The organism is Hoeflea sp. EC-HK425 (genome assembly GCF_902498795.1).
Classification (GTDB): domain Bacteria; phylum Pseudomonadota; class Alphaproteobacteria; order Rhizobiales; family Rhizobiaceae; genus Hoeflea; species Hoeflea alexandrii.
Genome location: NZ_LR701572.1, coordinates 2479230 through 2503309, shown reverse-complemented (window position 1 = coordinate 2503309; position 24080 = coordinate 2479230). Strand labels below are relative to the sequence as shown.

Annotated in this window: 21 protein-coding genes and 1 tRNA gene; 11 read left to right on the top strand and 11 right to left on the bottom strand. The window is 62.3% G+C overall.

Translation table 11 applies throughout. The features are described 5' to 3' along the window. Positions 1–66: 66 nt before the first annotated feature. The 3 genes from SPHINGO391_RS14890 to SPHINGO391_RS14880 are packed head-to-tail and all read right to left on the bottom strand — an operon-like array spanning position 67 to position 4383. Complete coding sequence (locus SPHINGO391_RS14890) at positions 67–1278, bottom strand: HlyD family efflux transporter periplasmic adaptor subunit (protein WP_152009564.1); 1212 nt, start codon at positions 1276–1278, stop codon at positions 67–69. Between the two features lie 4 nt (positions 1279–1282). Next, complete coding sequence (locus SPHINGO391_RS14885; RefSeq protein ID WP_343200311.1) at positions 1283–3658, bottom strand: ABC transporter permease; 2376 nt, start codon at positions 3656–3658, stop codon at positions 1283–1285. Further along, on the bottom strand, positions 3655–4383 hold the full coding sequence (locus SPHINGO391_RS14880; protein ID WP_244615207.1) for an ABC transporter ATP-binding protein: 729 nt from the start codon (positions 4381–4383) through the stop codon (positions 3655–3657). Before SPHINGO391_RS14880 ends, SPHINGO391_RS14885 begins: the two co-directional genes overlap by 4 nt. 196 nt (positions 4384–4579) lie before the next feature. Between SPHINGO391_RS14880 and SPHINGO391_RS14875 the strand changes: the two genes are divergently transcribed. Both SPHINGO391_RS14875 and SPHINGO391_RS14870 read left to right on the top strand, forming a co-directional pair. Then, entirely contained in the window at positions 4580–5305 is a 726-nt protein-coding gene (locus SPHINGO391_RS14875) for a Crp/Fnr family transcriptional regulator (RefSeq protein ID WP_152009563.1), read from the top strand. 128 nt (positions 5306–5433) lie between these two features. Next, entirely contained in the window at positions 5434–7047 is a 1614-nt protein-coding gene (locus SPHINGO391_RS14870; RefSeq protein ID WP_152009562.1) for a GMC family oxidoreductase N-terminal domain-containing protein, read from the top strand. Positions 7048–7121: 74 nt separating this feature from the next. On the opposite strand, the gene SPHINGO391_RS14865 is transcribed toward SPHINGO391_RS14870, so the two are convergent. Continuing rightward, positions 7122–8915, bottom strand: coding sequence for a PAS domain-containing methyl-accepting chemotaxis protein (locus SPHINGO391_RS14865; protein WP_152009561.1), 1794 nt, complete (start codon positions 8913–8915; stop codon positions 7122–7124). A gap of 343 nt (positions 8916–9258) precedes the next feature. Here SPHINGO391_RS14865 and mog point away from each other — a divergent pair, with 343 nt between their 5' ends. Further along, positions 9259–9786, top strand: a complete 528-nt coding sequence (gene mog / locus SPHINGO391_RS14860; RefSeq protein WP_152009560.1) for a molybdopterin adenylyltransferase — start codon at positions 9259–9261, stop codon at positions 9784–9786. Positions 9787–9826: 40 nt separating this feature from the next. Here mog and SPHINGO391_RS14855 read toward each other — a convergent pair whose 3' ends face one another. From SPHINGO391_RS14855 to bhcC, 5 genes are all read right to left on the bottom strand, one after another. Beyond that, positions 9827–13051, bottom strand: a complete 3225-nt coding sequence (locus tag SPHINGO391_RS14855; RefSeq protein WP_152009559.1) for an efflux RND transporter permease subunit — start codon at positions 13049–13051, stop codon at positions 9827–9829. Continuing rightward, positions 13048–14016 carry an efflux RND transporter periplasmic adaptor subunit gene (locus SPHINGO391_RS14850; RefSeq protein ID WP_244615205.1) on the bottom strand — a complete coding sequence of 323 codons (969 nt, stop codon included), beginning with the start codon at positions 14014–14016 and terminating at the stop codon, positions 13048–13050. Before SPHINGO391_RS14850 ends, SPHINGO391_RS14855 begins: the two co-directional genes overlap by 4 nt. Before the next feature lie 252 nt (positions 14017–14268). Further along, the gene (locus tag SPHINGO391_RS14845) at positions 14269–15417 is read right to left on the bottom strand and encodes a hypothetical protein (RefSeq protein WP_152009558.1); all 1149 of its coding nucleotides are present in this window, start codon (positions 15415–15417) and stop codon (positions 14269–14271) included. Next, entirely contained in the window at positions 15414–16616 is a 1203-nt protein-coding gene (locus SPHINGO391_RS14840; protein WP_152009557.1) for a glycosyltransferase, read from the bottom strand. Before SPHINGO391_RS14840 ends, SPHINGO391_RS14845 begins: the two co-directional genes overlap by 4 nt. 89 nt (positions 16617–16705) lie before the next feature. Beyond that, a complete protein-coding gene (gene bhcC / locus SPHINGO391_RS14835) occupies positions 16706–17869 on the bottom strand; it encodes a DSD1 family PLP-dependent enzyme (protein WP_343200310.1) in 1164 nt (387 codons plus the stop codon). Positions 17870–18099: 230 nt separating this feature from the next. Here bhcC and SPHINGO391_RS14830 point away from each other — a divergent pair, with 230 nt between their 5' ends. The 3 genes from SPHINGO391_RS14830 to SPHINGO391_RS14820 all read left to right on the top strand — a co-directional run bounded on the left by SPHINGO391_RS14830 (position 18100) and on the right by SPHINGO391_RS14820 (position 19498). Next, a complete protein-coding gene (locus tag SPHINGO391_RS14830) occupies positions 18100–18348 on the top strand; it encodes a hypothetical protein (RefSeq protein ID WP_152009556.1) in 249 nt (82 codons plus the stop codon). 128 nt (positions 18349–18476) lie between these two features. Next, positions 18477–18553, top strand: a tRNA-Pro gene (locus tag SPHINGO391_RS14825). Positions 18554–18754: 201 nt separating this feature from the next. After that, positions 18755–19498, top strand: coding sequence for an EAL domain-containing protein (locus tag SPHINGO391_RS14820; RefSeq protein WP_244615204.1), 744 nt, complete (start codon positions 18755–18757; stop codon positions 19496–19498). Between the two features lie 39 nt (positions 19499–19537). On the opposite strand, the gene SPHINGO391_RS14815 is transcribed toward SPHINGO391_RS14820, so the two are convergent. After that, complete coding sequence (locus tag SPHINGO391_RS14815) at positions 19538–20431, bottom strand: LysR family transcriptional regulator (protein WP_152009554.1); 894 nt, start codon at positions 20429–20431, stop codon at positions 19538–19540. Positions 20432–20531: 100 nt separating this feature from the next. Between SPHINGO391_RS14815 and SPHINGO391_RS14810 the strand changes: the two genes are divergently transcribed. Then, positions 20532–20726, top strand: coding sequence for a hypothetical protein (locus SPHINGO391_RS14810; protein WP_152009553.1), 195 nt, complete (start codon positions 20532–20534; stop codon positions 20724–20726). 78 nt (positions 20727–20804) lie between these two features. Continuing rightward, positions 20805–21203: a tautomerase family protein gene (locus SPHINGO391_RS14805; protein WP_152009552.1), complete on the top strand. Its 399-nt coding sequence runs from the start codon at positions 20805–20807 to the stop codon at positions 21201–21203. Here the strand turns inward: SPHINGO391_RS14805 and SPHINGO391_RS14800 are convergent. Continuing rightward, complete coding sequence (locus SPHINGO391_RS14800) at positions 21162–21893, bottom strand: winged helix-turn-helix domain-containing protein (RefSeq protein ID WP_152009551.1); 732 nt, start codon at positions 21891–21893, stop codon at positions 21162–21164. The two genes, SPHINGO391_RS14805 and SPHINGO391_RS14800, sit on opposite strands and share 42 nt — an antisense overlap. Positions 21894–21963: 70 nt before the next feature. Between SPHINGO391_RS14800 and SPHINGO391_RS14795 the strand changes: the two genes are divergently transcribed. From SPHINGO391_RS14795 to SPHINGO391_RS14785, 3 genes are all read left to right on the top strand, one after another. Then, a complete protein-coding gene (locus SPHINGO391_RS14795) occupies positions 21964–22293 on the top strand; it encodes an NIPSNAP family protein (protein ID WP_152009550.1) in 330 nt (109 codons plus the stop codon). Then, positions 22290–22724 carry an antibiotic biosynthesis monooxygenase gene (locus tag SPHINGO391_RS14790; RefSeq protein ID WP_152009549.1) on the top strand — a complete coding sequence of 145 codons (435 nt, stop codon included), beginning with the start codon at positions 22290–22292 and terminating at the stop codon, positions 22722–22724. The genes SPHINGO391_RS14795 and SPHINGO391_RS14790 overlap by 4 nt, the downstream gene beginning before the upstream one ends. A 163-nt stretch (positions 22725–22887) precedes the next feature. Then, positions 22888–24051 carry an MFS transporter gene (locus SPHINGO391_RS14785; protein WP_152009548.1) on the top strand — a complete coding sequence of 388 codons (1164 nt, stop codon included), beginning with the start codon at positions 22888–22890 and terminating at the stop codon, positions 24049–24051. Positions 24052–24080 lie beyond the last annotated feature (29 nt).

Below are 24080 nucleotides of genomic sequence, written 5' to 3'. Positions count from 1 at the left end.
GAAGCTGCGTGAAAAACCAGAGCATTTCCGGTGAAAACGGCACCACCGAAAATGCCCTGGGCCGGATCAGTTTGCAGCCGACCTGTCGGAGATCAGGCTTCCGTCTTCCAGGGCATCACCGGGATAGAGCAGCACCTGGTCGCCGTCGCTCAGGCCCGAAAGGATTTCTGCGCGCCGGTCGGTCATGTGTCCGATTTCAACCGGCGTCACCCGCGCACGCCCGTCTTCCATTCTGAACACGGCCCAGTCGCCGCCCTCCCGGTAGAGTGAACTCACTGGAACCTGCATGACCGCGTCGGAGGACCAGATGATCAGGTTGGCAATCACCCGGAAGCCATGACCGAGATCGGCCGGCGGCTGCTGCTTCAGGGCGATGATGGCATTGACCCGTTGCTCGGCAATACCGAGTGCTGACACCTTGGTGAAGCCGGAGGGTTCGACGCGTTCGACCTCCGCCTCAAGCGCCGAGGGTCCGCCCCAGTCCGTGATCAGTGCCTTACTGCCCGGTCGGATCTTCACCGCGTCCGCCGAAAGCACATCGACCGTGATCTCCAGATCGGACGGATCGCCGATCTCGGCGATCAGCTGGCCGACCGAGGCTGCCTGCTCGCTCTTGGCGTTGAGCGAGAGAATGATCCCGTCGATCGGCGAGACGATGTTGACGCAGCACTGGTCGTTGCCGGCCGCGATGGGCGTTTGTCCGGGCTGGGCCAGCCGGGCCTGGGCGCTCGCCAGCTCAGCCCGCCTGAGCGCGATCATCGCTTCGGCGGAGCGCACCTGCGCGTCGGCAAGCTCGACTTCTCCGACCAGCCGCTCCAGTTCGCTTTCCGAAACGATGTTCGTTTCCGCCAGCTTCCGTGCCCGTTCCTGGCTGGCGTGGGCGAGCGCGCGCGATGTGCGGGCGCGGGTGAGCTCCACTTCGGCCACCGCAATGCTCGACCGCGCCGCATCGATCGCCGCCATCAGCTCGGTCCGCGTCCTGGTGTCGAGGAACGGCGGGTCGAGCGGATGGATCGAGGTGATGCTCTCTCCCGCGGATACCGGGTCGCCGACCGAGTACTTAACGCGGTCGAGATGTCCTGCAATCGGCGAGGAGACCGCGTAGACATTGCGGATCCGCGTGATCCCGTCTTCCGCCACGCTCACCTGCATCGGTCCGGTTTCCACACTCGCAAGGTCGACAAGGATCGGCTTTTCGCTGAAGGCGATGTAGAGCCCGCCGCCGATGGCGGCTGCGACAACCAGTCCCGCAAGGCTTCGGGCAACAACAGAGGTCATTGTTTCAGTCCCTTGTTTTCAAAACACGAATGAGATCAAGCCGGTCGATGCGGCGGCGCACGATCAGCGCGGACAGCAGCGCGCCGCCAAGCACAATAAGGCTCGATATGGCGTAGGTGGGCGGATTGATGATGAGTGGTATCCGGAACAGGTCGCTTTCAAAACCCTTGGCAACCAGCACCGAGAAACTGCGGCCGATCAGCCAGCCCAGCGGTTGCGCCAGAATAACCATCACGCCCAGCTCTGTCAGAAGCACACTCGACACTTCCCGGTTGGTGAAGCCGAAGACCCTGAGGCTGGCCAGTTCCCGGGCGCGCTCGGACAGCTGGATCCGGGCGGAATTGTAGATCACGCCGAAGGTAATGATGATCGCCAGCGTTACATAAATAGTTATGCTTATGCCGATATTTTCCTCGATCACCGCGCGGAAGCGCTTCAGCGAAATCCCCTGAAGGGCCACAGAGGCGATTGCCGGGGTTTGCTTGACCTCGTCATAGAGATCCTGAAGCCGCGACTCGTCCACGATCACCCGCGCGCCCGATATCCGCCTGCCCTGACCTGACAGCCGGTCGAGCGCCTCTCGGCTCATGTTTGCCGTCAGTCCGACATAGCTGTTGGTCACCCCGACCAGGGGTACAAGCACCTTGCGGCCCTGTCCGTCATTGAGCTCGACCTCGACCTTGTCTCCGGCCACGAGACCAAGATGACCGGCCAGGCGTTCCGACAGCAGGATACCCGCCGGCGACAACCTGATCGGCGCGAAATCCCGGTCCAGCACCCGGCTGATATCGGTGTCGGGGTTGGACGCGATGATCTGCACATTGCGCGACCGGTGGCCGTTTCTGAGCGTGGCGGCTTCCGCGCGGAACGGTTCCGCCGCCATCACGCCGGGCAACCGGGCGACGTCCCGGATTGCATCCTCCGGGCGGTCCATTGCAAAGGTCAGCGTCGCGTCCTGGCGGTCTGCCCTGAACCAGATGGTGTCGATCATGTGTTCGACCGAATCGAAGGCGAACAGCGAGGTGATCAGCAACGCCACGGGAAGGGCGGTCCCGAGTGTCGTCAACGCCGTGCGCAACGGCCAGCGTACCAGGTGCCGCAGCGCCATCACGGTGAGTTGCGAGAACGGCAGCCGGAAACCGCCGGAGGACCCGCTGAACAGGCTGCGGTAGCGGGTCGGAGCCGGAGGCCGCATGGCCACCGCCGGTGCCAGGCGCACCGCGCCGGATATAGCATTGGTCGCTCCCACAAGGGCAGCGGCAAAGGTGACCAGTGTCGAGATCACGTAGAGATCGGGCTTCTGCGAGAACACCAGGAATGGAAACGAGTAGAACTCGCCGTAAAGCGAGGCCATGCCGTGCCCCAGCCGTGTCCCGGCAATGCCCCCGATGGTCACCCCGACAAGCGAAATCACCAGTGTCAGCTTGGCATAGTGCCAGGCAATTGCGGTGTTGGCATAACCAACCGCCTTGAGCAGGCCGATCTGTTCCCGTTCGAGTGCAATCAGCCTGGAGAGGATCATGTTGACCAGGAAAGCCGCGATGAACAGGAAGATCGGCGGGATCACCTGCGCCATGGCCCTGAGCTGGGTCAGTTCGGAATCGAGAAACGCATCGGACATGTGATCCTTGCGGTCATGGGCGCCGGTCCCGCCATGCGGTTTGAGAATGGTGTCGAGCCGGGCGATGACATTTTTCGCATCGGCGTTGCGCGACAGCGTGAGCGAGACGTCGTTGAACGCTCCCTTCATGTCATAGGCCGCTTCAAGCACCGATCGGTGCATGTGAATGACGCCGAAGCGCTTCTGGTCGGGCACCATGTCGCCGGGCCCGATGGCATAGACATACTCCGGAGACAGGGTGATCCCGGTGATCGAAAGCGGCCGTTTGCGCCCGTTGATCAGGACATCGAATGTGTCGCCCGGGCGAAACCCGTGCGCCTCGGCAAACGCTTCGATGATTGTGGCTTCATTGTCGCGCCCCGGTTCGGGAAGCCGGCCGGAACGCAGATAGAGCCGGTTGACCGCCGGTTCGCCGTGGTCGGGCATCGAGATCACCATGCCCGTCGCCGGCTCGGCCATGCCGGTGATGTCGACGATCACCGGATTGACGATGCGCGTCGACACCGCCGAAACGCCGTCGATCGCTGCGATCTCGGCTTTCAGGCTTTCCGGCGCCCGCGTGGCAGCCGCAAAGATGTCTCCGAAGCGGGTGCGGTCGTAGAAGGCGGCACGGGTATCCTCCAGCGCCCGGGTGGCGCCGAGTGCCAGGATCAGGGTCATGACCCCGCAGGCCATGACCAGAGCGACGGCAAGCGATTGCGCCCACAGCCGGCCGAGATCGCGCACAAGCTTGCGATCGAGCATGCTCAAGCGGTTCACCAGCTCACCTCCGATGGCTTGATGCGCTCGGTATTGAGTTCGCACGAGGCGATCTGGCCGTCCAGGAACGAGTAGACACGGTGAGCGATCTTCCGGATGCCGGCATTGTGGGTGATGATCGCGGTGGTGGCACCGGTTTCCTCGTTGACCCGCGCCAGAGCCTCGAGCACGATGATGCCGGTGGCCGAATCAAGCGCTCCCGTCGGCTCGTCGCACAGCAGCACTTCGGGACGTTTGGCGATTGCCCGGGCGATGGCCACGCGCTGCTGCTCGCCGCCGGAAAGCTGGGCTGGAAAATGGCTCATCCGGTTCTCCAGGCCAACCAGTTCCAGCGCTTCCGATGGCGACATCGGGTTGGATGCCACTTCGGTGATCAGCGCGACATTCTCCCAGGCGGTCAGGCTCGGGATCAGGTTGTAGAACTGAAACACGAAACCGACATGGTCACGCCTGTAGGCCGTCAGTTGCCGGTCGCTGGCGCCTGCCAGCTCCTCGCCCTTGAACCGGACAGATCCCGAGGTTGGCCGGTCGAGCCCCCCGACGATGTTGAGCAGGGTTGATTTTCCACTGCCCGATGGCCCGAGCAGTACGGCCATTTCCCCCGTTTCCAAGGTCAGGTCGACACCGTTGAGTGCCCGCACCTCGACCTCGCCCGTGGTGTAGACTTTTGTCAGCCCCGAAATCTCGAACACCGGGGCCGGGACTGGATCTGGTTCCTGCATCATGCGCGGGATACTAGCCCACCCGCCGGGACAGTCCTTGATTCCTGTCAATTGGCTTGCTCGCCCGGGGAATGACCGAAAGCCGTCACAAATCAGTGGTATCCGCTCAGGCCGTCGTGCAATTCGCGATAAAATGCGACATCTTGCATCTTTAGAAGCGATGCGCGGTGGAGTAGTATGAACCTGATCGGGGGACGCCATGGATATTCAACGCAAGGACGTACACAATTCGGACACGCCATTGCTGTGCCAGGCTTGTGAAAGCCGTCACCGCGGTGTCTGCGGAGCCTTGACCAGCGAGCAGCTTCTCCAGCTCAGCAAGCATTCGAGCCGGCGCACGGTCGAGCCCGAAACCGAACTGGTTGGCGAAAGTCTGCAGACAAAGAGCTACTCCAACATCATTTCCGGCGTGGTCAAACTGTCCAAGATGATGGCCGATGGGCGCCAGCAGATCGTCGGTCTGCAGTTTGCTCCCGATTTTCTCGGTCGTCCCTTCCGGCAGGAAAATGGCGTCAGCGCGCAGGCCGCCACCGAGGTCAAGGTCTGTTCCTTCCCGAAGGCGGCAATCGAGCGGATGATTCGCGAAATGCCGGAACTCGAGCACAAGCTGCTGGAACAGACGCTGACAGAACTCGACGAGGCGCGTGACTGGATGCTGACCCTCGGCCGCAAGACCGCGGGCGAAAAGGTCGCGAGCTTCCTGTTGCTGATTGCCACTCATGCCTTCCCGGACAATGAGAGCGACACGGTGACGTTCGATCTGCCGATGAGCCGCACCGACATTGCCGATTTCCTTGGCCTGACCATGGAAACCGTCAGCCGCCAGCTGACCAAGCTGCGCAAGGACGATGTGATCCGCATCGTCAACAATCGCCATGTCACCATTCCGGACCTGACACGGCTGTCCGACCGTGCCGGCTTCTAGCAACCACGATTTTCCGGCCGAAAGCACCGCGCCGGGTTACCTTCTGCCGTTCCGCGTCAATTCCTGCTTGAAACCTCCCTTTTCTGGTCTACGCTCGGCCTCCTGACGGTCTTTGGGAGGAGGCTTGCATGGAGTTTGACTATGTCATTGTCGGCGGCGGGTCCGCCGGCTCGGTGCTTGCTGCCCGGTTGAGCGAGGATCCGAAGGTCTCGGTCTGCCTGCTGGAAGCCGGTGGCGACGGCAAGGGCATTCTGGTGAGGGCGCCGATCGGCGTCGTGGCGATGCTTCCCGGCAGGCCGAAAATCAACAACTGGGCATTCGAAACGGTGCCGCAGCCGGGGCTTGGTGGCCGGCGAGGTTACCAGCCGCGGGGTCGGGCGCTGGGCGGATCCAGCGCCATCAACGCCATGCTCTATGTGCGCGGTCACCCCAGCGACTACGATGACTGGGCAAAGGCCGGATGTGATGGCTGGAGCTGGTCGGATGTGCTGCCGGTGTTCCGCCGCTCCGAGCGCAATGTCCGGGGAAGCGACGGCCTGCACGGGGATGAGGGCCCCCTGCAGGTGGCCGAGCAGCGGACTCCGCGTTCAATCAGCCACGCTTTTGTCGACGCGGCCGCAGAAGTGCAGATCCGTCGCAATGATGATTTCAACGGTCCGGAGCAGGAGGGCGCGGGCCTGTTTCAGGTCACCCAGTTCTGGCAGGATGGCAAGCAGGGCGAGCGCTGCTCGGCCGCCGCGGCCTATCTGCACCCGGTGATGAACAGGCCCAATCTGACGGTGATCACCGGCGCCCACGCCACCAGGGTGTTGATCGAAGGTTCTCGTGCCACCGGCGTGGCCTACCGCAAGGCCGGGGCCGAGCAGCAGGTCAGGGCGCGCGCCGAGGTCATCCTCAGCGGCGGGGCCTTCAACTCGCCGCAACTCCTGATGCTGTCGGGCATCGGACCCGGAGAGCATCTGCGCTCGCGCGGCATCGAAGTGTTTCGGCACATGCCGGGCGTCGGCCGGAACCTGCAGGATCATCTCGATTTCATTTACACCGCCAAGACCCGTGACACCGACGTTCTGGGCCTGGGCGCGGTTGGAACATACAAGCTGATCCGCGACATCCTGCGCTGGCGGCGCGATGGCTCGGGCATTGTCGCCACGCCGGGAGCTGAAGCCGGTGCCTTCATCAAATCGGATCCGGAACTGGCAAGGCCCGACCTGCAGCTGCATTTCGTCGGCGCGCTGGTGGATGATCATTCGCGCAAGCTGCATTGGGGCTATGGCTATTCGTGTCATGTCTGTGTGCTCAGGCCTCACTCCCGCGGTGAAGTCGGGCTGAGCAATCCTGATCCGCTCAGCGCCCCGCGCATCGATCCGAAATATCTTTCCGACGAGCGCGACGCGGAACTGATGCTCAAGGGGGCAAAGATCACCCGCAAGATCATGGACGCGCCGTCGCTGCGCAAATACCGGCTCAGGGAAGTCTATACCCGCGAAGGCATGGATGATGCGGAGCTGATGCAGCATATCCGGGCGCGCGCCGATACGATCTATCACCCGGTCGGCACCTGCAGGATGGGTCGCGACGATATGGCGGTGACAGACCCTCAGCTCAAGGTTCACGGATTGAAAGGGCTGCGTGTCGTCGATGCCTCGGTGATGCCCTCGTTGATCGGCGGCAACACAAATGCGCCGACAATCATGATTGCCGAGAAGGCTGCGGACATGATCCGGGCAGAGGCGCGCGCCTGACCCGTCCTCGAGACCGTGCAGCTCTCGACCAAACCAGACCGCTACAGCCCTCTACATCCGCTGCGCGCCAAGAGTCAGAATTCGCTCCAGTTCTCCGCCTTCACGGTCGTGGCGGCGGAACCGAAACCGGCGCTCACCCTTACTGCAAGCTGGGACTGCGCCAGGGTGGGTTTGGCGCGGGAGGTTGCGGCCGCCACCGGTGCGGTGGCGCGCGCTGCTGTTGTTGAGCCAAGCTTGAAACGGCTGACCAGCTCGAACAGAGCATCGGCTTCCTTGGCCAGCGCGTGACTGGACGCCGTGGTCTGTTCCACCATAGCCGCGTTTTGCTGGGTACCCTGGTCGATCACGGTCACCGCCTCGTTGATCTCCCTCAGGCCCACCGACTGTTCCTTCACGCTTCCGGCGATCGCTTTGATGTTGAGGTCGATGCTCTGGATCTTGCCGACAATCTCACCCAGCGAGTGGCCGGCCTTGTCGACCAGCGAGACACCGAACTTGACCTGCTCGCTCGACGATGTGATCAGGCCCTTGATGTCCTTTGCCGCACTGGCCGAGCGCTGTGCCAGCTCACGCACTTCCTGGGCCACAACCGCAAAGCCCTTGCCGGCCTCGCCGGCGCGCGCGGCCTCTATGCCCGCGTTGAGCGCCAGGAGATTGGTCTGAAAGGCGATTTCATCGATGACGCCGATGATCTTGGACATTTCCTGCGAGGAGGATTCGATCGCGCCCATCGCCGTCACGGCTTCGGTCACGATCTCGCCCGAACGCTCGACGTCCGTACGGGTCTCGGCCACAAGGGCTGCAGATTCGGCTGCGTTCTGCGTTGCCTCGCCCACATTCGTGGTGATTTCCTCGAGTGCCGCCGCTGTTTCCTCGACCGAGGCAGCCTGCCGCTCGGTCCGTTGTGCCATGTCGTCGGTGGCCGAACGGATTTCCGCCGAGCCCGATGAAATGCTGCGTGCATTGGCTTCCACCGCGCTCATCGTCGACCGAAGCTCGGCGAGCACGTCGTTGAAGTCCGCGCGGATCTTTTCCATGGTCGGCACGAAAGGCGTGTCAAGCGTCTGCGTGAGGTCGCCGCTTGCCAGAGCCCTGAGCGAGCCGGCAAGATGCGATATCGCGGTCATGCGGGCGGTCACGTCGGTGGCGAATTTGACCACCTTGACCACGTCACCCCTGTCATCGACGATGGGGTTGTAGGCGGCCTGGATCCAGATCTGCTTGCCGGACTTGCTGACCCGCATGAATTCGTTGGATGAGAAACGGCCCGCGGCAAGGTCACTCCAGAAGGTTTGGTAGTCTTCACTGGTCGTGTAGGCGGGGTCGCAGAAAATCCGGTGATGCTGGCCGATGATCTCGGAGAGCTCATAACCAAGCGCAGAACAGAAGTTTTCGTTTGCCGTGATGATCGTTCCGTCCGGTTGAAACTCGATAACGGCCTGCGAGCGCGAGATCGCCGAGAGTTTTGCGGCATCCTCGATCGCCTTGAGCTTGGTATGGGTGATATCCGTGGCGAACTTGACGACTTTGACCGGTTTGCCGCCCTTGAGAACCGGATTGTAGGAGGCCTCGATCCAGATCGCACGACCGTTCTTGGCGAAGCGCTTGTATTGGCGCCGTTCGAATTTGCCCGAGGCGAGTTGCCGCCAGAATTCCTGGTAATCAGCGCTCGTGGCTTCTTCCGGATCAACGAACATACTGTGATGCTTGCCGACGATTTCCTTCAATTCGTAACCCAGGGCCTGGCAGAAATTCTTGTTCGCCGTCAGGATCTTGCCTGTCAGGTCAAACTGGATGATGGCTTGTGCTTTTGACAGGGCTTCCATGATGCTGGTGCAGTCATTGTTCAGGCCGAAATACGAACCCATTGTCTTCCCTTTCGTCACAAATCAAGAGCCCCTAAATATTAGGGGAAAGTATAAATTGCATTGGACTTTAGTGCTTCTTGATGGAGAGGGCTTGCAACAAGTATGACTGCCGTCCACCGCGAGACTTTTCTTGGAGAATATCTTTTTCACCAAATTTTTAACGAACGAATAAGGGTTTAAGGCGAGATCTTTAGGTCTGTCTAATTCGCGCATCGTTGGTAGGCGCGTTCTGATGCAACCTCACAAGGTCGGTCGTGATTGGGATTGGTGGTTGCCATTTTGACCCATGTGATGATTGTTGCGCGAAGCACAGCCTTTTTGACGCCAGCCGGGAGCCATTCATATGACCGTTCGCATTGCCGTTCTCACCGTGTCCGACCGCGCCAGCCGCGGTGAGTATGAGGATCTGGGCGGCCCGGCGGTCAAGGCATGGCTCGAGCGGGTGATGTCATCGCCTGCAGAGATCATTGTTCATGTCATACCCGACGGCCTGGAAAGTGTCCGCGACACGCTGATCCGCCTGTGCGACGAGGAGCGTGTCGACATGGTGTTGACCACCGGCGGCACCGGTCCGAGCCCGCGTGACCTGACGCCCGAAGCCATGAAGCAGGTGATGGAGAAGGAACTGCCCGGCTTTGGCGAGCTGATGCGCAAGGTGAGCCTGGAGCAGGTGCCCACCGCCATCCTGTCGCGCCAGACCGCGGGTACGCGCGGCAAGACGCTCATCGTCAATCTGCCCGGCAAGCCCGGCTCGATCGACACCTGCCTGACGGCCGTCTTCCCGGCCATTCCGTTCTGTCTCGATCTGATCGGGGCAGGGCGCATCGAGACCCGTGACGAGATCCTGAAAGCATTCCGCCCGTCGAAGTGACGGGCGGAAGCGGTTTTGACAATGACCCGGAAGCCTCGGATCAGGTCCGGAGCACCCGGTAGATCGCCGGGATCACCAGAACGGTCAGTGCCGTCGACGAAGCCAGCCCGAACAGGAGCGAGATCGCCAGACCCTGGAAGATCGGGTCGGTCAGGATCACCGCAGCCCCGATCATCGCCGCAAGTGCTGTCAGGATGATCGGCTTGAACCGGATCGCGCCGGCCTCGATCAGCACCGGTGTCAGCGGCGTGCCCGGAACATGGGCATGGCGGATGAAATCCACCAGCAGGATCGAGTTGCGCACGATGATGCCGGCAAGCGCGATGAAGCCGATCATCGATGTCGCCGAAAACGGCGCGCCGAACAGCCAGTGGCCGATCAGGATGCCGATGAAGGTCAGCGGCACCGGCGTCAGGATCACCAACGGCGCCTTGAATGAGCCGAACTGGGCAACCACGAGGATATAGATGCCGAGCAGGGCCACGCCGAAGGCCGCGCCCATGTCGCGGAACGTCACCCAGGTGACTTCCCATTCGCCGTCCCACAGCACCGTGGAGACCTGCTCGTCGGCGGGCTGGCCGTTGAGCGCGATCACCGGCTTTTCAAGCCCGGTCCAGTCCATCGCGTCGAGCGCTTCCTGAACGGCGATCATGCCGTAAAGCGGGGCTTCGTAGGCGCCGGCCATTTCGGCCATCACCATTTCGGCCGCCCGGCCATTGTGTCGGAACACCGGAAACGACGACCGCTCGGTAGACACGTCCACCACATCTCCCAGTTCCACGATCGACCGGTCGCCCGGCAGAACGTTGGCCGGGATCGGCGTGGTGAGAAAAGCCTCGTCGACCATGCGTTCCGACCGCGGGCGTTCGAGCCTTATGGCGATCGGCGTGCGTCCGCCGCCCCGGTGCGAATAGCCCACCGTCTGGCCGGTGTTGAGGATGCCGATGGTGTCGAACACGTCCTGTTCCTGGACCTTGAAGAATTCCAGGTCGTCGGTGGAGATCTTCACCCGCGCCCGTTCGGCCGGCTGTCCCCAGGAATTGTCGATGTCGACGATGAAGTCGGCGGAGCGGAAGGCCTCTTCCACCCGCGCCGCGACAGCGCGGCGGGTTTCGGCATCCGGACCGTAGATTTCGGCCAGCAGCGTCGCCATGACAGGCGGGCCCGGTGGCGGCTCGACCACCTTCAGGCTGGCGCCCTCGGGCAGCGGAATGCCGGCGATGCGCGAGCGGATGTCGAGCGCGATCTCGTGGCTGGACCGGTCCCGTTCGGTCTTGGCGGTCAGGTTGAGCGCCACATCGCCCATCTGTGGTTCCGAGCGCAGGAAGGAGTGCCGCACCAGCCCGTTGAAGTTGAACGGAGCGGCGGTTCCGGCATGGGTCTGGGCCGATTTGACTTCCTCGAGCTTGAGCACTTCCCGGGCCACGGCCTGGGCAACGGCATCGGTGGCTTCCACCGAAGTGCCTTCCGGCATGTCGATGACCACTGACAGTTCCGACTTGTTGTCGAACGGCAGCAGCTTGACCGTCACGTCCTTGGTGTAGAACAGGGTCAGCGAGCCAAGCGTCATCACGCCCACAACCAGCAGGAAGATCCAGGAGCTTGTCTTGCTTGCCAGCACCGGGCGCGCCGCGGCGCGGTACATCCTGCCCAGCACGCCGCCACTCTCTTCGCTTTCTCCGTGGCCATGATGCATCGGCGCGCGGCCCGCGATCTTCAGCATCAGCCAGGGCGTCACCATGACTGCGACGAAGAACGAGAACACCATCGCCGCCGAGGCGTTGGACGGGATCGGGCTCATGTAGGGGCCCATCATGCCCGACACGAACAGCATCGGCAGCAGGGCGGCGACCACGGTCAGCGTGGCGACGATGGTCGGGTTTCCGACTTCGGCGACGGCTTCGATCGCCGCCTGCTTGCGGTCGCGGCCATCGCCCATGCCCCAGTGCCGGGCGATGTTCTCGATCACCACGATGGCGTCGTCGACGAGAATACCGATCGAGAAGATCAGCGCGAACAGCGACACGCGGTTGAGCGTGTAGCCCATCACCCGCGAGGCAAACAGCGTCAAGAGGATGGTGACCGGAATGACGATCGCCACAACAAGCGCCTCGCGCCAGCCGATTGCCAGCCAGACCAGCACGATGATCGACACCGTGGCCAGACCCAGATGGTAGAGCAGCTCGTTGGCCTTCTCGTTGGCGGTTTCGCCATAGTCGCGGGTCACTTCGACCGCCATCGAATGCGGGATCAGCGAGCCTTCCAGCGCCTCGGTGCGTTCGAGGATCTGCTCGGCCACCAGCACCGCATTGGCGCCGGCGCGCTTGGCAATCGCCAGCGTGACGGCAGGCTTGCGGTCAATTCCGCCTTCGACCCCGTCTTCAGTCCCGTTCTCGGAACGCGTCACCGTGCCGACGATGCGCGCGGTGCTCTCGGTGGCGAACGAGATGTCGGCGAGATCGCGCACATAGACCGGCCGCCCGTCACGCGTGGTGATCAGCAAATTGCCGATCTCGGCAGGAGCATAGAGCGTCTCGCCCACCATCAGTTCGGCCGATTTTCCATCGATCGTCACCTGGCCCGCCGGGAAGGCCCGGTTGGCGCCGCTGACCTTGCCGGCAAGCTGCTGCAACGTCACGCCGTTGAGCGCCAGCCGCTTCGGATCGGGCGCAATGCGGATGATCTCGTCGGTGTCGCCGACCAGGTAGGTCAGCCCGACATTGTCGATCTTCGAAAGCTCGGTCCTGAGTTCGCGGGCCACCCGCGTCAGGTCGTTGGCCGAAACCGCGTTCCCGGCTTCTTCCGAGGGTGTCAGGGTCAGTGAAACAATGGCGACATCGTCGATGCCGCGTCCGACGATCATCGGTTCGGGAATGCCGACCGGAATCCGGTCAAGATTGGCGCGCACCTTGTCATGCACCCGCAGGATGGCCGAATCCGTCTGCGTGCCGACGATGAAGCGGGCCGTGACCAGCACCTTGTTGTCTGATGTCTGCGAGTAGACATGCTCGACCCCGTCGATGCTCTTGACGATGGTTTCGAGCGGCTCGGTGACGAGCTTTACGGCGTCGTCGGCCTTGAGGCCGGGGGCGCCGAGCATGATGTCGACCATCGGAACCGAGATCTGCGGCTCTTCCTCGCGCGGCAGTGTCAGAAGCGCCACGATCCCGAAGGCAAAGGCCGCGAGCAGAAACAGGGGAGTGAGGGGGGAGACGATGAAGCCACTCGTCAGCTGGCCGGCAATCCCCAATCCGGAGGTCTTCATGGCCGCACCACCTTGTCGCCGGCCACGACGCCACTGATGACTTCAACCAGACCGGCATTCTTACCGTCCTGGACCGCGCCGAGAATGACCGTGCGCTCGACCACGTCTCCGTTGTGGTCCTCGACAGACATGAAATCGACGCCGTGGCGGTTGACCACAGCCTCCAGAGGCGCCAGCAGCGCCATGCGGCTGCCGATCGGCACCTCGACCAGAATACGGGCATTGACGAAGGCCGTGTCGAGCTTGTCGACCTCGACATCGGCGATCACCCTTCCATTGTCGATCTGCGGATAGACCTTGGCGAGCCGCCCGGCGGCTTCCTCGCCGCCGGTGGCAAGACGGATTTCCGCGCCGGCCTCGAGTTCGCCGGCAAACCGCTCAGGCACCGCAAGGCGGAGGAAAAAGCCGCCGGAGCCGATGGTTGCCACCGGTTCGCCCGGCATGATCACGGAGCCGCGGCTGGCGGGCACGGTCAGCACCCGGCCGTCCGCGGGCGCAACAACCGCGCCTTCGGTTTCCTGCTGGGTCAGTACGGCGCGTTGGGCTTCAGTTGCGGCGATCTGGTTGCGCGTGACCTCGACATCGGTCGACAGCTGCGCCAGCCGCTGCCGTGTCACCACGCCCTGGCTGACCAGGGTCTCGCCGCGCGCAAACTCCGCTTCCGCCGTCTTGAGCTGTGCTGCGAAGGCTGCGAGCTGGGCGTCAAGTGCGGCGATCTGGAAGGCGATCTTGTCGTCCTTGACCAGGCCAAGCTGCTGTCCGGCGGTCACCAGATCGCCCTCGCTGATGGTCAGTTCCTGGATCACGCCACCAATACGGGCACGCGCCGGCACGATGTCGCGCGATTCGACACGCGCCTGTACGGCTTTCCATTCGGTGATTTCGGTGGGCGACAGCGTCAGCGTCTCGGCCTGCACAACGCTGGCGGAGAGGGAGACAAGAAGCGCAAAGCTGAGCATTTTCATGGGTTGCCTCATTTCGATCGGTCCGGATGGATGGCGGCAAGCATGATGACCGAACGACACATTGTCATTGCGCCAAATCAATCGCCGCCATCCTGTTGGTGACCTATATAGGCGCTTATATATAAGATCGCAAATATTAAATAAATCGAGCAGCAGGGAGAGGACCCGTGGGGGGGAGAGAGCGGGGTGTGGGCTCGGGATAGGAGGCTTTTCGCGCGACGCCCGGGTCACGTCCGGAGCGGCGGTGGATTGCTAGGCAAGCTTGTCATCAAGCAGGTGCACCGGAAACAGCATGGCGTTGATCAGCCGGTAGAACTCCGCGGCTGAGCCGGTCCGGTCCATCTCCATGTCGAAATGGAGGTGCTTGTCCTTGAGTCCCTGGAAGCGGGGCAGTTTGGGATTGCGCCTGAATTCCGGCTTGAAGCCGGCCAGCCCTTTCTTGCCACGCCATTGCGTGATCGCCTGGGCATAGGCGGCCTTTCTGGTGTGGAATTCCTCGCCCGACGTCGCGGTCTCACAGTCACGGGCGCAGGCCTTGATAAAGCCTGCTTCCCATCCTTCGAGCTCAATGCCGTAACGCTGCTTGAACCGTTCCATGCTCAAGGCAATGGCTGCGGCGTTGCCCATCCCGGCGGTGAAGGGAAAGCCCTCAAGCCGAGCCTCTGCCTCGGGCAATGCGTGTTCCGGTGTTCCCGCAAGGCCCTGTACTGAAAGGGGCCGTTCCCAGTAAACCATGCATTGCGCCATCAGCACGGTCTTGCACAGGCTGTCGGTTTCGGGCGCCTCCTGCTCGAAATAGACATTCGAGAACGCTGCCCGTATTCGCTCCAGCAACTCTCGCCTGACGGCGCCGTGCCAGGCACCGAAGAAGCAGTCCGGCCGTGCGCCTGCATCTGCCCAGTAGAACAGCTTCTGCATCATGTCCTTCTGCTGGGGCAGGTTAAGACTGCTGCCGGTGCCGATCCGGGCGATCTCGCGTCCCGCGCGCGCTGCCGGCCAGACATAGCCGGCCCGGCTCCATGACAGCGCATCGGCCTGCGGCACGCGCTTGAGCGTGGCTTCCAGCACCGCGCAGATGTCAGGGTCGGCGTAGTCCGACGCCTCGATCAGACAGATCCATTCGCCGCGTGTATGCGGGATCATCCAGTTCCAGCAGGCAGCCTTGCTGGCAGCTGCTCCAATCTCGCCACTCGCGAGCCCGGGCGACATGACGGTCAGGCGGGGATCAGACTGTTGGGATGCAAAGCGGGACAGCGGTTCGGTGTCGCTGGAAAAGTCGCCGATCAGGATCTGGAAATCATCACGCGCATTGCCCAGCATCTGCCGCACGGAATCAATGACTGCGGCCTGCGATCCGGGACTGTGTCCAAACACGGGAATGCAGATCGAAAGCAGGGTCACAGGGCAAACACCTTTGTGCCTGCCAGCAGGTTGTCCATCGGCATGATGACATGTTCGGCAAAGCGGTAGAACTCTTCCGGCGTGGTGGGTCCGAGCTCTGCCTCGCGCACATGCAGCGTCTCGTCGCTGACCCCGGAAAGCTGATTGATGGTCTTGGGCGGTGCAAAAGCCGGCGGCTTGAACATCGCGGCCCACCTGCCGCCCTCCCACGCCGCAAAGCCGCGGGCAAAGCAATCAACCTTGGCGTCATATTCCTCGCGGGTATGCGAATAGCGGCATTCATCCATCGCGGCATGGGCGAAGTTGGCGCCAAAGCCCGCAAGATCAATCCCGTAGGTGTGGCAGAACCAGGTGGTGGTGGTGGCGATGCTCAGGCACAACGATGCGCCTGCACCGGCCAGCCGGAACGGGAAGAAGGGCTGGTTCAGGCTGATGCCGCCGGTCGTTTCCGTCTCGAAAGTGGCGAGCCTGGTCCCCATCGTCTCGCGCGACACTGTTGCCGCTGAATTGGATGCGGCGCAGGCCCCCAGTACCGACAAGGGTCGCTGCGAATGGACGATGGCCCTGGCAGTGGAAACGACCTTGCAGCTGCTTTCCCAGTCGACATTGGGGTGTTCGAAATAGCGGCCGCCATAGCTTTGTTTGATTCGCTCCATCAGTGAGCGCTTGATAGCTCCGTGATAGATGCCGACCCCGACACCCGGATGCCGCTTGCGCTCGCTCCAGCGGTACAGCTGATCAGCCAAGGCCTGTTTTGACAGGATGCTCGCACCGCTTGCCAACGGAATGCGGGCCAGTGTGGGCGCCGGACGGTTGTCAGGCCACTGGAAGGTCATGCACTCCCAACTGATGGCATCGGCATCGCGGTACTTCACCTCGAAAAGGCGGGTCAGCTCGGCAAGCCGCGGATCAACAAAATCATCATCGCCGATCACCGTGATCCAGCGGCCCTCTGTCTGCTCCACCGCCCGTTCCCAGTTGTCCACCATCGGCAGCACCGCCGGGGCAGGGGGGATCAGCCGGAAACGCCCATCCTTGAGTTGCTTGTTGAGGAACGCGTCCAGCGGGCCCGGATCATCGGAGTTGTCGGCAACGATCACCTCGAAACCGCGGCTTTCACTCGCCGCGAGCGCCTTGATGGTCTCGATGCAATAGCTCTGGCGGTTTCGCGTCGGCAGGCAGATTGACAATTGTACCATGAAGAGCCTTCGTCGACGGTCGGTTCCCCTGAACCACTAGCCGATGAAACTTGCGTTATGCTTGCCCGAACCGATCTCCGGCGACGGCATCAGAATGCCTTGCCCCGTGCCGAGACCGGCCAGAGGCATTCAACCTTGCCATTGCGCAGCCCGACATACCAGTCATGAAGATTGCAGGTCGGGTCGCAATGGCCCGGCACCAGCCAAAGCCTGTCGCCGACCTTGAGTGCGCCGGCAGGATCGGTGATCTGGCCGTGCTCGTCCGAACACTGGACATAGCGCACGTCGCCGCGCCCGAACACCACCGGCAGGCCGCTGTCGACGGAGAGCACCTTCAGCCCTGCGTCACACACCGCCAAGTCGGTTTTGACATGGCTCATCACCGATGTGAGAACAAACAGCGCGTTCTCGAATTCGCCGTGGTCCAGGCGCTTGCCGTCCTGATCGAGAATGCGGCCGTAGTCCGCGTCCATGAAGGCATAGGACCCGCACTGCAGTTCGGTGTAGACGCCCGAATTGCCTTCGAACGCAAAACTGCCCGTGCCGCCACCCGTGACGCTGTCGCACTTAATGCCGGCAGCATGCAGCGCCGCCAAGACGTCTTTGACGAGAGCAATCGCCGCATCGGCCTTGGCCTTTCGGTCCCGGTGATCTTGCAGGTGCTGCATGGCGCCCTGATAGGCCTGGATACCCGCAAATGTCAGGCCCGGTGCGGCGATGATCGCTTCCGCCAGAGCCACAACCTCCGCTGGCTCCGTCACACCGCAGCGCCCCGCACCGCAATCGATCTCGACGAGGCATTCAAGCGTGGTGCCGTGCCGGCTGGCCGCTTCCGAGAGTTCGGCGACATTGACCGGGTCATCGATGCAGCAGCTGACCCGCGCGCCGAGCTTGGGCAGTTGCGCCAGCCGGTCGATCTTCATACAGCCCCGCACCTGGTTGGAGACCAGTACATCCCCAATGCCGCCGCGCACGAATGCTTCCGCCTCCGAGACCTTCTGGCAGCAGATCCCGGTCGAGCCTCCGATTGTCTGCTGCAGCTTCGCCAGGTCCACGGACTTGTGCATCTTCCCATGGGCGCGCAGGCGCACGCCCATCTCCCGGGCGCGCTCGGCCATCCTGACGAGGTTGCGCTCCAGTGCATCGAGATCCAGCACCAGGCAGGGCGTCTGCACATCGGCCGCGTCCATCCCGGGCAGGGCAGGGATGTCATAGCCAACCGTCAGTCCGGCGAGATGGGGTTTGGTGTTCACGGTGTGGCCTTTCTTTCCCCTCTCAGGGGGGATTCATCGCGATCTGTTCTGCGCGGAGTATGACGTCGCTTTGAAGTGACTGGAAGATGCATGGTCCGCTTTTGAGCGGCGCGTGTTGACCCCGCACAACCGATCGGCTCTTGTACCGGCAGATTGTTTCAGGAGGCACAGGCAAGCATGACACATCAGCACAGCGGTTACGGTGGAACGCTGACCGGAAGGTTCAATCCATGAGATGGGCACTGGTGGATTTCGGGCATCCGTTTTACCGGCCGCTCACGCGGCGCATAATCATTTTCGCTCTGGTCCTGGCCTGGACCGTGGTCGAATTCTTCGCAGGCTCCACCGGCTGGCTGCTGTTGTTCCTGGCGCTCTCCGCCTATGTCGGCTGGGGGTTCTTTCTTTCCGGCCAGCCCGATCAAGCCGCTGACGACCAGGGCGGCACGCCACCGCCGCCGGGTACCGACAAGGACGGCTGACCCCGCGCAAGCTCCTGATGCCTTTCTGTGTGGCGCAACCGCGATACTGATCCGGATTGGCCACCGATTTCATCAAGAAGGGGCTTGTGGCCACGCCTGCGTCGGTCTATAAGCCAGCCCGCTGGTCACGGAGTGTAGCGCAGCCTGGTAGCGCACGTCGTTCGGGACGACGGGGTCGGAGGTTCGAATCCTCTCACTCCGACCAGATTTCCCCCGATTTTGCTGGTCCTATGATTTTCCGCCACCTCGTCGGTGTGTTCATGTCACGGTTGCCAAAGCGTCTGACACTCTCTCTTAACGGCTTTTGCTTATGGTCTCCGGACCAAGCGAGCGAGAGACCACAATGACTGACCGGAAGACGTGCGAAGGGTGCCGAAACGGAGCCAAATTCGCGACTGACATCACCATGGCTTTCCAGCCGATTCTGGATGTCCGGAACAAGCGCATGTTCGCCTACGAGGCGCTCCTGCGCGGCGCGGAAGGCGAGGGGGCGGGTGTTATCCTGTCCCAGGTCACCGATGCCAACCGCTATGCCTTCGACCAGAAATGCAGGGTGACGGCGATCGAGCTCGCGACCGCGCTCGATCTCGCTGAGCATAATGCCTACCTCTCCATCAATTTCCTGCCTAACGCGGTCTATGAACCCAAGGCCTGCATCAAGCTGACCCTGGAAACCGCGATGCGGACGGGATTTCCGGTCGAACGGATCATGTTCGAATTTACCGAATCCGAGCGCGTCGACACGGCGCATCTGCTCAACATTCTTCACGCCTACCGCAATCTGGGCTTCAAGACGGCCATCGATGATTTCGGTGCCGGCTATGCGGGCCTCGATCTTCTCTCCAGGTTTCAACCCGACGTGGTCAAGCTCGACATGGGTCTGATCCGGGATATCGACGGATCTCCGGTCAAGGCCACCATGCTTCGCCACAACGTGCGCATGCTGCATGATCTCGGTATCGAAGTGGTGTGTGAAGGTGTTGAAACGCAGGCCGAGTTTGACGTGCTGCATGATCTCGGCGTCGACCTCATGCAGGGCTACTTCTTTGCCAAGCCCGCCATAGCTTCCCTGCCGGAGCCACACTGGCCAGCTCGCTCCTCATTGCCCGTTTCTGAAGCGCAGCGGTCGGACCTCGACCTCGCGGTCTAGCCATCTCCGCTCGCCGGTCATCTGCGGCTGGACAGGCTTTTACGCCGCGTGCTCGACCAGAAAGTCGATGAATGCCCGCACCCGTGGCAGGTGCTGCCGCCCCGGGGGCATCAGCGCGGTAATTGGCACCGGTTCGGAGACATGGCAATCGACCAGCAAGGGCTTCAGCCGACCATCGGCGATGGCGTCCTCGATGACGAAACTCGCCAGCCGCACGATTCCAAGCCCCGCCAAAGCCATTTCCGCCAGGATGTCGGCATTGTCGCAGGTGACCGCCGGTTTGACAGCCACCGGGACAACCTTGCCGTCGACCTTGATCGGCCATTCCGCGAGACGCGCGAATCCGGTGATCGCCAGGCAGGCGTGGTCCTTGAGATCGGCGGCCGATTGTGGTTCGCCGTGGCGCTCGAGATAGGCCGGACTGGCCGCAATAATCCGTCTTGATTGGCCAAGCTGCCGCGCAATCAGGCTTGAATCCGTCAGCGCTCCGGTCCTGATCGCCATGTCGAGCTGTTCGCCGATCACATCGACGCGGCGGTCGGCCACCGAGACCACGAGGTCGATGTCCGGATAACGGGCCCTGAAATCCGGCAGCACGGGCGCCAGCCGGTGCTTGGCGAAGGCCGTGCCCATATTGACCCGGATGGTGCCTTGCGGCCTGCCGCGGGCGGACATCACCTCCGCTTCGGTCGCTTCGATCGCAGCGAGGATCTCGCGGCCGCGATTGAGCAGGGTTTCTCCCTCTGCCGTCATCATCAGCCGCCGGGTCGTGCGCTGCAGAAGCTTCACACCCAGCCGGTCCTCGAGCCGCGTGACTGCCTTGGAAACGCCCGAAGGCGTCAGTCCTGTCTCCTCGGCGGCCGCGGCAAAACCGCCGCGTTCCACCACCCGGACAAATATCCCGATCTCGTCGGATGCTGCGGTTCTATTCATGACTGAAAGTCCGGAGTGATCCTCAATAATGGCAGATTATAAATCCTGAAAACAATAATACAACTCTGTCAACGCCACGACATCACCGAAGGAGACTGACATGTCGATACAGAGCAACCGGCCACCACATCATGATCTGCATGCAATCGATCATCTGCCGGATTTTGACCGGTACCGCGAACGGGCCCACCAGGAGCGCACGAGAGCCATCAACCATGCCATGTCGCTGATCTGGAGCCGGATGACGGGTCGGCGGACACGCCGGCAGAAGGATGCCGCATTCTGGGTGGCCTGACCGGCTCCACTGCCTTTGAACGGATCCGTTCGCACCTGCTGCGCCGGTCCGGCCTTGTTGTCAAAAAGGGAGACGACCATGCCCCTGGTCAAGTTCAATGTGCCGCAATCGCTTGCCGATGACCGGGTTGCCGGTTTGCGCGACGCCGTTCACGAAGCGCTGGTGGCGACGGCCAATGTACCGGAAGATGATCTGTTTCACGTCGTCCACCGACTGGATCCGTCGAGTCTGGTTCTGAACCCGAGCTTCCCCGGTCTTGAGCGCAGTCCGGAGGCGGTTATCGTCGAGATCACCTTCCGGATGGGGCGGACGGAAACCCAGAAACAGGCGCTCTACCGCGACATTGCCCGCCTGGCGCAGGCCAGGGCCGCGATACGGCCTGAGGATGTCATGGTCGTACTCTTTGAAAACACTTCGCTCGACTGGAGCTTTGGTTCAGGTATCGCGCATTATGCGCTGGCTCCGGTTCCCGTGTGAGTTTTGGTCTTGCCGGCAAAAGGTGGCCAGCAATTCGGTCTCGCCCCGCTCGGTGAAATGCACAACGCGAGAAGCTGCTTCACGGCGAGCCCAACCCAGGCTTTCAAACCGGGAGAGCAGGGTCTGGCCGAGTGATCCGGCCAGGTGCGTGCGCCGCGCACTCCAGTCAAGACAGGACCGGCACAAGGGCCGCCGCTGGGTTTCAAGCGCCGCCAGGTCGATACCGAACTGTACCATCCGTTCACGACCGGCATCTGTCAAAACCGGTTCGCCGTCCACCTCTTCCAGCGTCCCCGACGCCAGAAGTCCACCATAGAGCTCAACCCCGAGCTCGCCCGCCAGATGGTTGTAGCAGACCCGCGCCTTCCTGAGCGCCGGATCCTTCGGCCCGGTGCGGGTGCGCGTCAGTCCGCGCCGGGCCGCGAGCCCCATCATGGTTTCCAGAAGCGCGCCGACATCATCATCGGCGAGCGCGAAATAGCGATGCCTTCCCTGCTTGCGCTGGATCAGCAGATCGGCGCTCTCGAGCTTCTTGAGATGGGAACTCGCCGTTTGCACGGTCACCCCGGCCTCAGCGGCCAGTTCGCTCGCGGTCAGCGCGCCACCGGCCATCAGCGCGGTCAGCATGTTGGCGCGCGCCGGATCGCCGATCAACGCGCCCAGCTGGGCTATGTCTGGGCCTTCTTTCATACTTCGATGTTAGTCGAAGCATAAGCGACCGTCAACGTGGCATAGAAAGCGTCCCACAACGGAGGCATTGATGATCACCTGTTTCATTCGCTATCACATCGACCCGACGAAGAAAGCCGAGTTCGAACGCTACGCCCGCAACTGGGGCCAGGCGATACCGCGTTGCGGCGCCGACCTGATCGGCTACTTCAGTCCGCACGAGGGCTCATCGACGCTCGCCTACGGCGTCTACTCCCTCGACAGCCTGGCCGCCTATGAGGCCTATCGGCAACGCCTGAGCGAGGACCCGCTGGGGCGCGAGAACTATGAGTTCGCCCAGCGCGAAAAGTTTCTGCTGCGCGAGGATCGCACTTTTCTCAGGCTGGCCTCTGGCCCGCATGCCGCGGTGGTGAGGCCATGATTGCTGTCATCTTCGAGGTCGAACTTGCCGATGGCCGTCGCCAGCAGTATCTCGATATTGCTGCCTCGATGCGTCCGTTGTTCGACGAGGTCGACGGCTTCATCTCGGTTGAACGCTTCGAAAGCCTCACCACGCCGGGCAAGCTGCTGTCGCTTTCATTCTTTCGGGACGAGGATGCCGTCAAGCGTTGGCGGACCCTGAGCGCGCACCGCAATGCCCAGGCGCGGGGCAGGGCGGGTGTGTTCGCCGGTTACCGGTTGCGGGTTGCTGAGGTGCTGCGCGATTACGGACTGCATGACCGGGATCAGGCCCCGGCCGATAGCAAGGAGGCCCACCCTCACGGATTGGCGGGTGAAGACCGGCATGGGAGCAATTCCAGCGAAAGTGGAAACCGGCTTCGCGATCGGAATGACGTAAAAACAATAAGGTAGAGCATTTCCGGTGACTTGGTTTTCATCGGAAATGCTCCAGCCCATGGCGCAATTCATCGGCATGGACTAAAGCTCGGTCGGTGATTTGTGATTGGTCCCGTTTTTCTTGTCCTGGCTGCTGCACGGGTCACGCCCCACTTCTATCGCTGAAGGCCTGTCCCCGATGTCAAAGCCGGAATTTGCGGCGACCCGCTACTATGCCGTGGCATTCTGGGCGCCGGCGGTCACCGTCACCTATTTGCCGATCTGGCTTAACGAACGCGGCATTACCGATGCACAGATCGGGCTGATCAACACCCTTCCGATGCTTGGAATGCTGCTGTTCAGCGTCTTCGTCGGACGCCTTGCCGACCGGGCCGCCGATTGGAAGCAGGCCATCACGATCGGCACCGGCCTGGCCGCGGCCTGCTCTCTGCTGCTCGGCTTTGCCGAAGGCTTCTGGATGATCCTGCTCATCTGGACACTTGCCACGCTTCCCGCTGGTCTGGTCAGTCCGGTGGCCGATGCCGCGACCATGCGGCTGTCACTACGTCTTGGCTTCTCCTTTGGCGTGACCAGGGCCTGGGGCACGGTGGGCTTTCTTGCGATGTGCTACGCCACCGGTTTCCTCGTGCTCTGGTTCGGGCCCGAGACCTTTGTCTGGCTTTTGGCATTCGCCTGCTTTGCGCGTTTCCTCGCCGCGATCGGTTTGCCGCGCCTGCGCGATGCCGAACAGCCGCGCACCCGGTCCGAGGGTGCCTTCCTGTCGCGCGATGTCATTGCCGCATTCCGGCCCTGGGTGCTGCTGCCGGTGATCGCCGGCGCCATCCTGTTTGCCAACCACATGGTCATGAATGCCTTTTCGTCGCTGGTCTGGAAACAGCAGGGCCTGAATGAATCCACCATTGGACTTCTCATTGCGCTCGGAGCGGCAGCGGAAGCCGCCACCATGTTTGCCTGGAAGCGGATCAATTTTCGCTTTCCGGCCCGCATCCTCATCTTGATCGCCGGCGCGGTCTCGGTCCTCAGGTGGGCCGGCATGAGCATGTCCCCGCCGCTGTGGCTGATCGTGCTGATGCAGCTTGGCCAGGCGGTTACCTTCACATTCTCCTATCTCGGATGCCTCTACTTCATCGCCAAGCGCACCGGCGAAGACATCTCGGCCGAGGCTCAAAGTCTCTTCGGCGTCATGATGCAGGGGTTTTCGATTCTGGTCGTCGCCAGTTTCGGTGTCGCTTTCGGCCTGATCGGCGTCAACGCCTTCTGGATTTGCGTCGCGCTTTCGGCGGTTGCCATGGCGATGGTTCAGGTGTCGCTGAAAATGCGCGGACCCGATCCATCTGATTGAGATGGTCGCGTATGGCGCTTCCTGGTCGC

What these genes read in the sequence shown, in the direction of transcription:
- SPHINGO391_RS14890 (WP_152009564.1), bottom strand. Translation starts at nt 1,278, where the DNA reads ATGACCTCTGTTGTTGCCCGAAGCCTTGCGGGACTGGTTGTCGCAGCC.
- SPHINGO391_RS14880 (WP_244615207.1), bottom strand. Translation starts at nt 4,383, where the DNA reads ATGATGCAGGAACCAGATCCAGTCCCGGCCCCGGTGTTCGAGATTTCG.
- SPHINGO391_RS14875 (WP_152009563.1), top strand. Translation starts at nt 4,580, where the DNA reads ATGGATATTCAACGCAAGGACGTACACAATTCGGACACGCCATTGCTG.
- SPHINGO391_RS14870 (WP_152009562.1), top strand. Translation starts at nt 5,434, where the DNA reads ATGGAGTTTGACTATGTCATTGTCGGCGGCGGGTCCGCCGGCTCGGTG.
- SPHINGO391_RS14865 (WP_152009561.1), bottom strand. Translation starts at nt 8,915, where the DNA reads ATGGGTTCGTATTTCGGCCTGAACAATGACTGCACCAGCATCATGGAA.
- mog (WP_152009560.1), top strand. Translation starts at nt 9,259, where the DNA reads ATGACCGTTCGCATTGCCGTTCTCACCGTGTCCGACCGCGCCAGCCGC.
- SPHINGO391_RS14855 (WP_152009559.1), bottom strand. Translation starts at nt 13,051, where the DNA reads ATGAAGACCTCCGGATTGGGGATTGCCGGCCAGCTGACGAGTGGCTTC.
- SPHINGO391_RS14850 (WP_244615205.1), bottom strand. Translation starts at nt 14,016, where the DNA reads ATGAAAATGCTCAGCTTTGCGCTTCTTGTCTCCCTCTCCGCCAGCGTT.
- SPHINGO391_RS14840 (WP_152009557.1), bottom strand. Translation starts at nt 16,616, where the DNA reads ATGGTACAATTGTCAATCTGCCTGCCGACGCGAAACCGCCAGAGCTAT.
- SPHINGO391_RS14830 (WP_152009556.1), top strand. Translation starts at nt 18,100, where the DNA reads ATGAGATGGGCACTGGTGGATTTCGGGCATCCGTTTTACCGGCCGCTC.
- SPHINGO391_RS14820 (WP_244615204.1), top strand. Translation starts at nt 18,755, where the DNA reads ATGGCTTTCCAGCCGATTCTGGATGTCCGGAACAAGCGCATGTTCGCC.
- SPHINGO391_RS14815 (WP_152009554.1), bottom strand. Translation starts at nt 20,431, where the DNA reads ATGAATAGAACCGCAGCATCCGACGAGATCGGGATATTTGTCCGGGTG.
- SPHINGO391_RS14810 (WP_152009553.1), top strand. Translation starts at nt 20,532, where the DNA reads ATGTCGATACAGAGCAACCGGCCACCACATCATGATCTGCATGCAATC.
- SPHINGO391_RS14805 (WP_152009552.1), top strand. Translation starts at nt 20,805, where the DNA reads ATGCCCCTGGTCAAGTTCAATGTGCCGCAATCGCTTGCCGATGACCGG.
- SPHINGO391_RS14800 (WP_152009551.1), bottom strand. Translation starts at nt 21,893, where the DNA reads ATGAAAGAAGGCCCAGACATAGCCCAGCTGGGCGCGTTGATCGGCGAT.
- SPHINGO391_RS14795 (WP_152009550.1), top strand. Translation starts at nt 21,964, where the DNA reads ATGATCACCTGTTTCATTCGCTATCACATCGACCCGACGAAGAAAGCC.
- SPHINGO391_RS14790 (WP_152009549.1), top strand. Translation starts at nt 22,290, where the DNA reads ATGATTGCTGTCATCTTCGAGGTCGAACTTGCCGATGGCCGTCGCCAG.
- SPHINGO391_RS14785 (WP_152009548.1), top strand. Translation starts at nt 22,888, where the DNA reads ATGTCAAAGCCGGAATTTGCGGCGACCCGCTACTATGCCGTGGCATTC.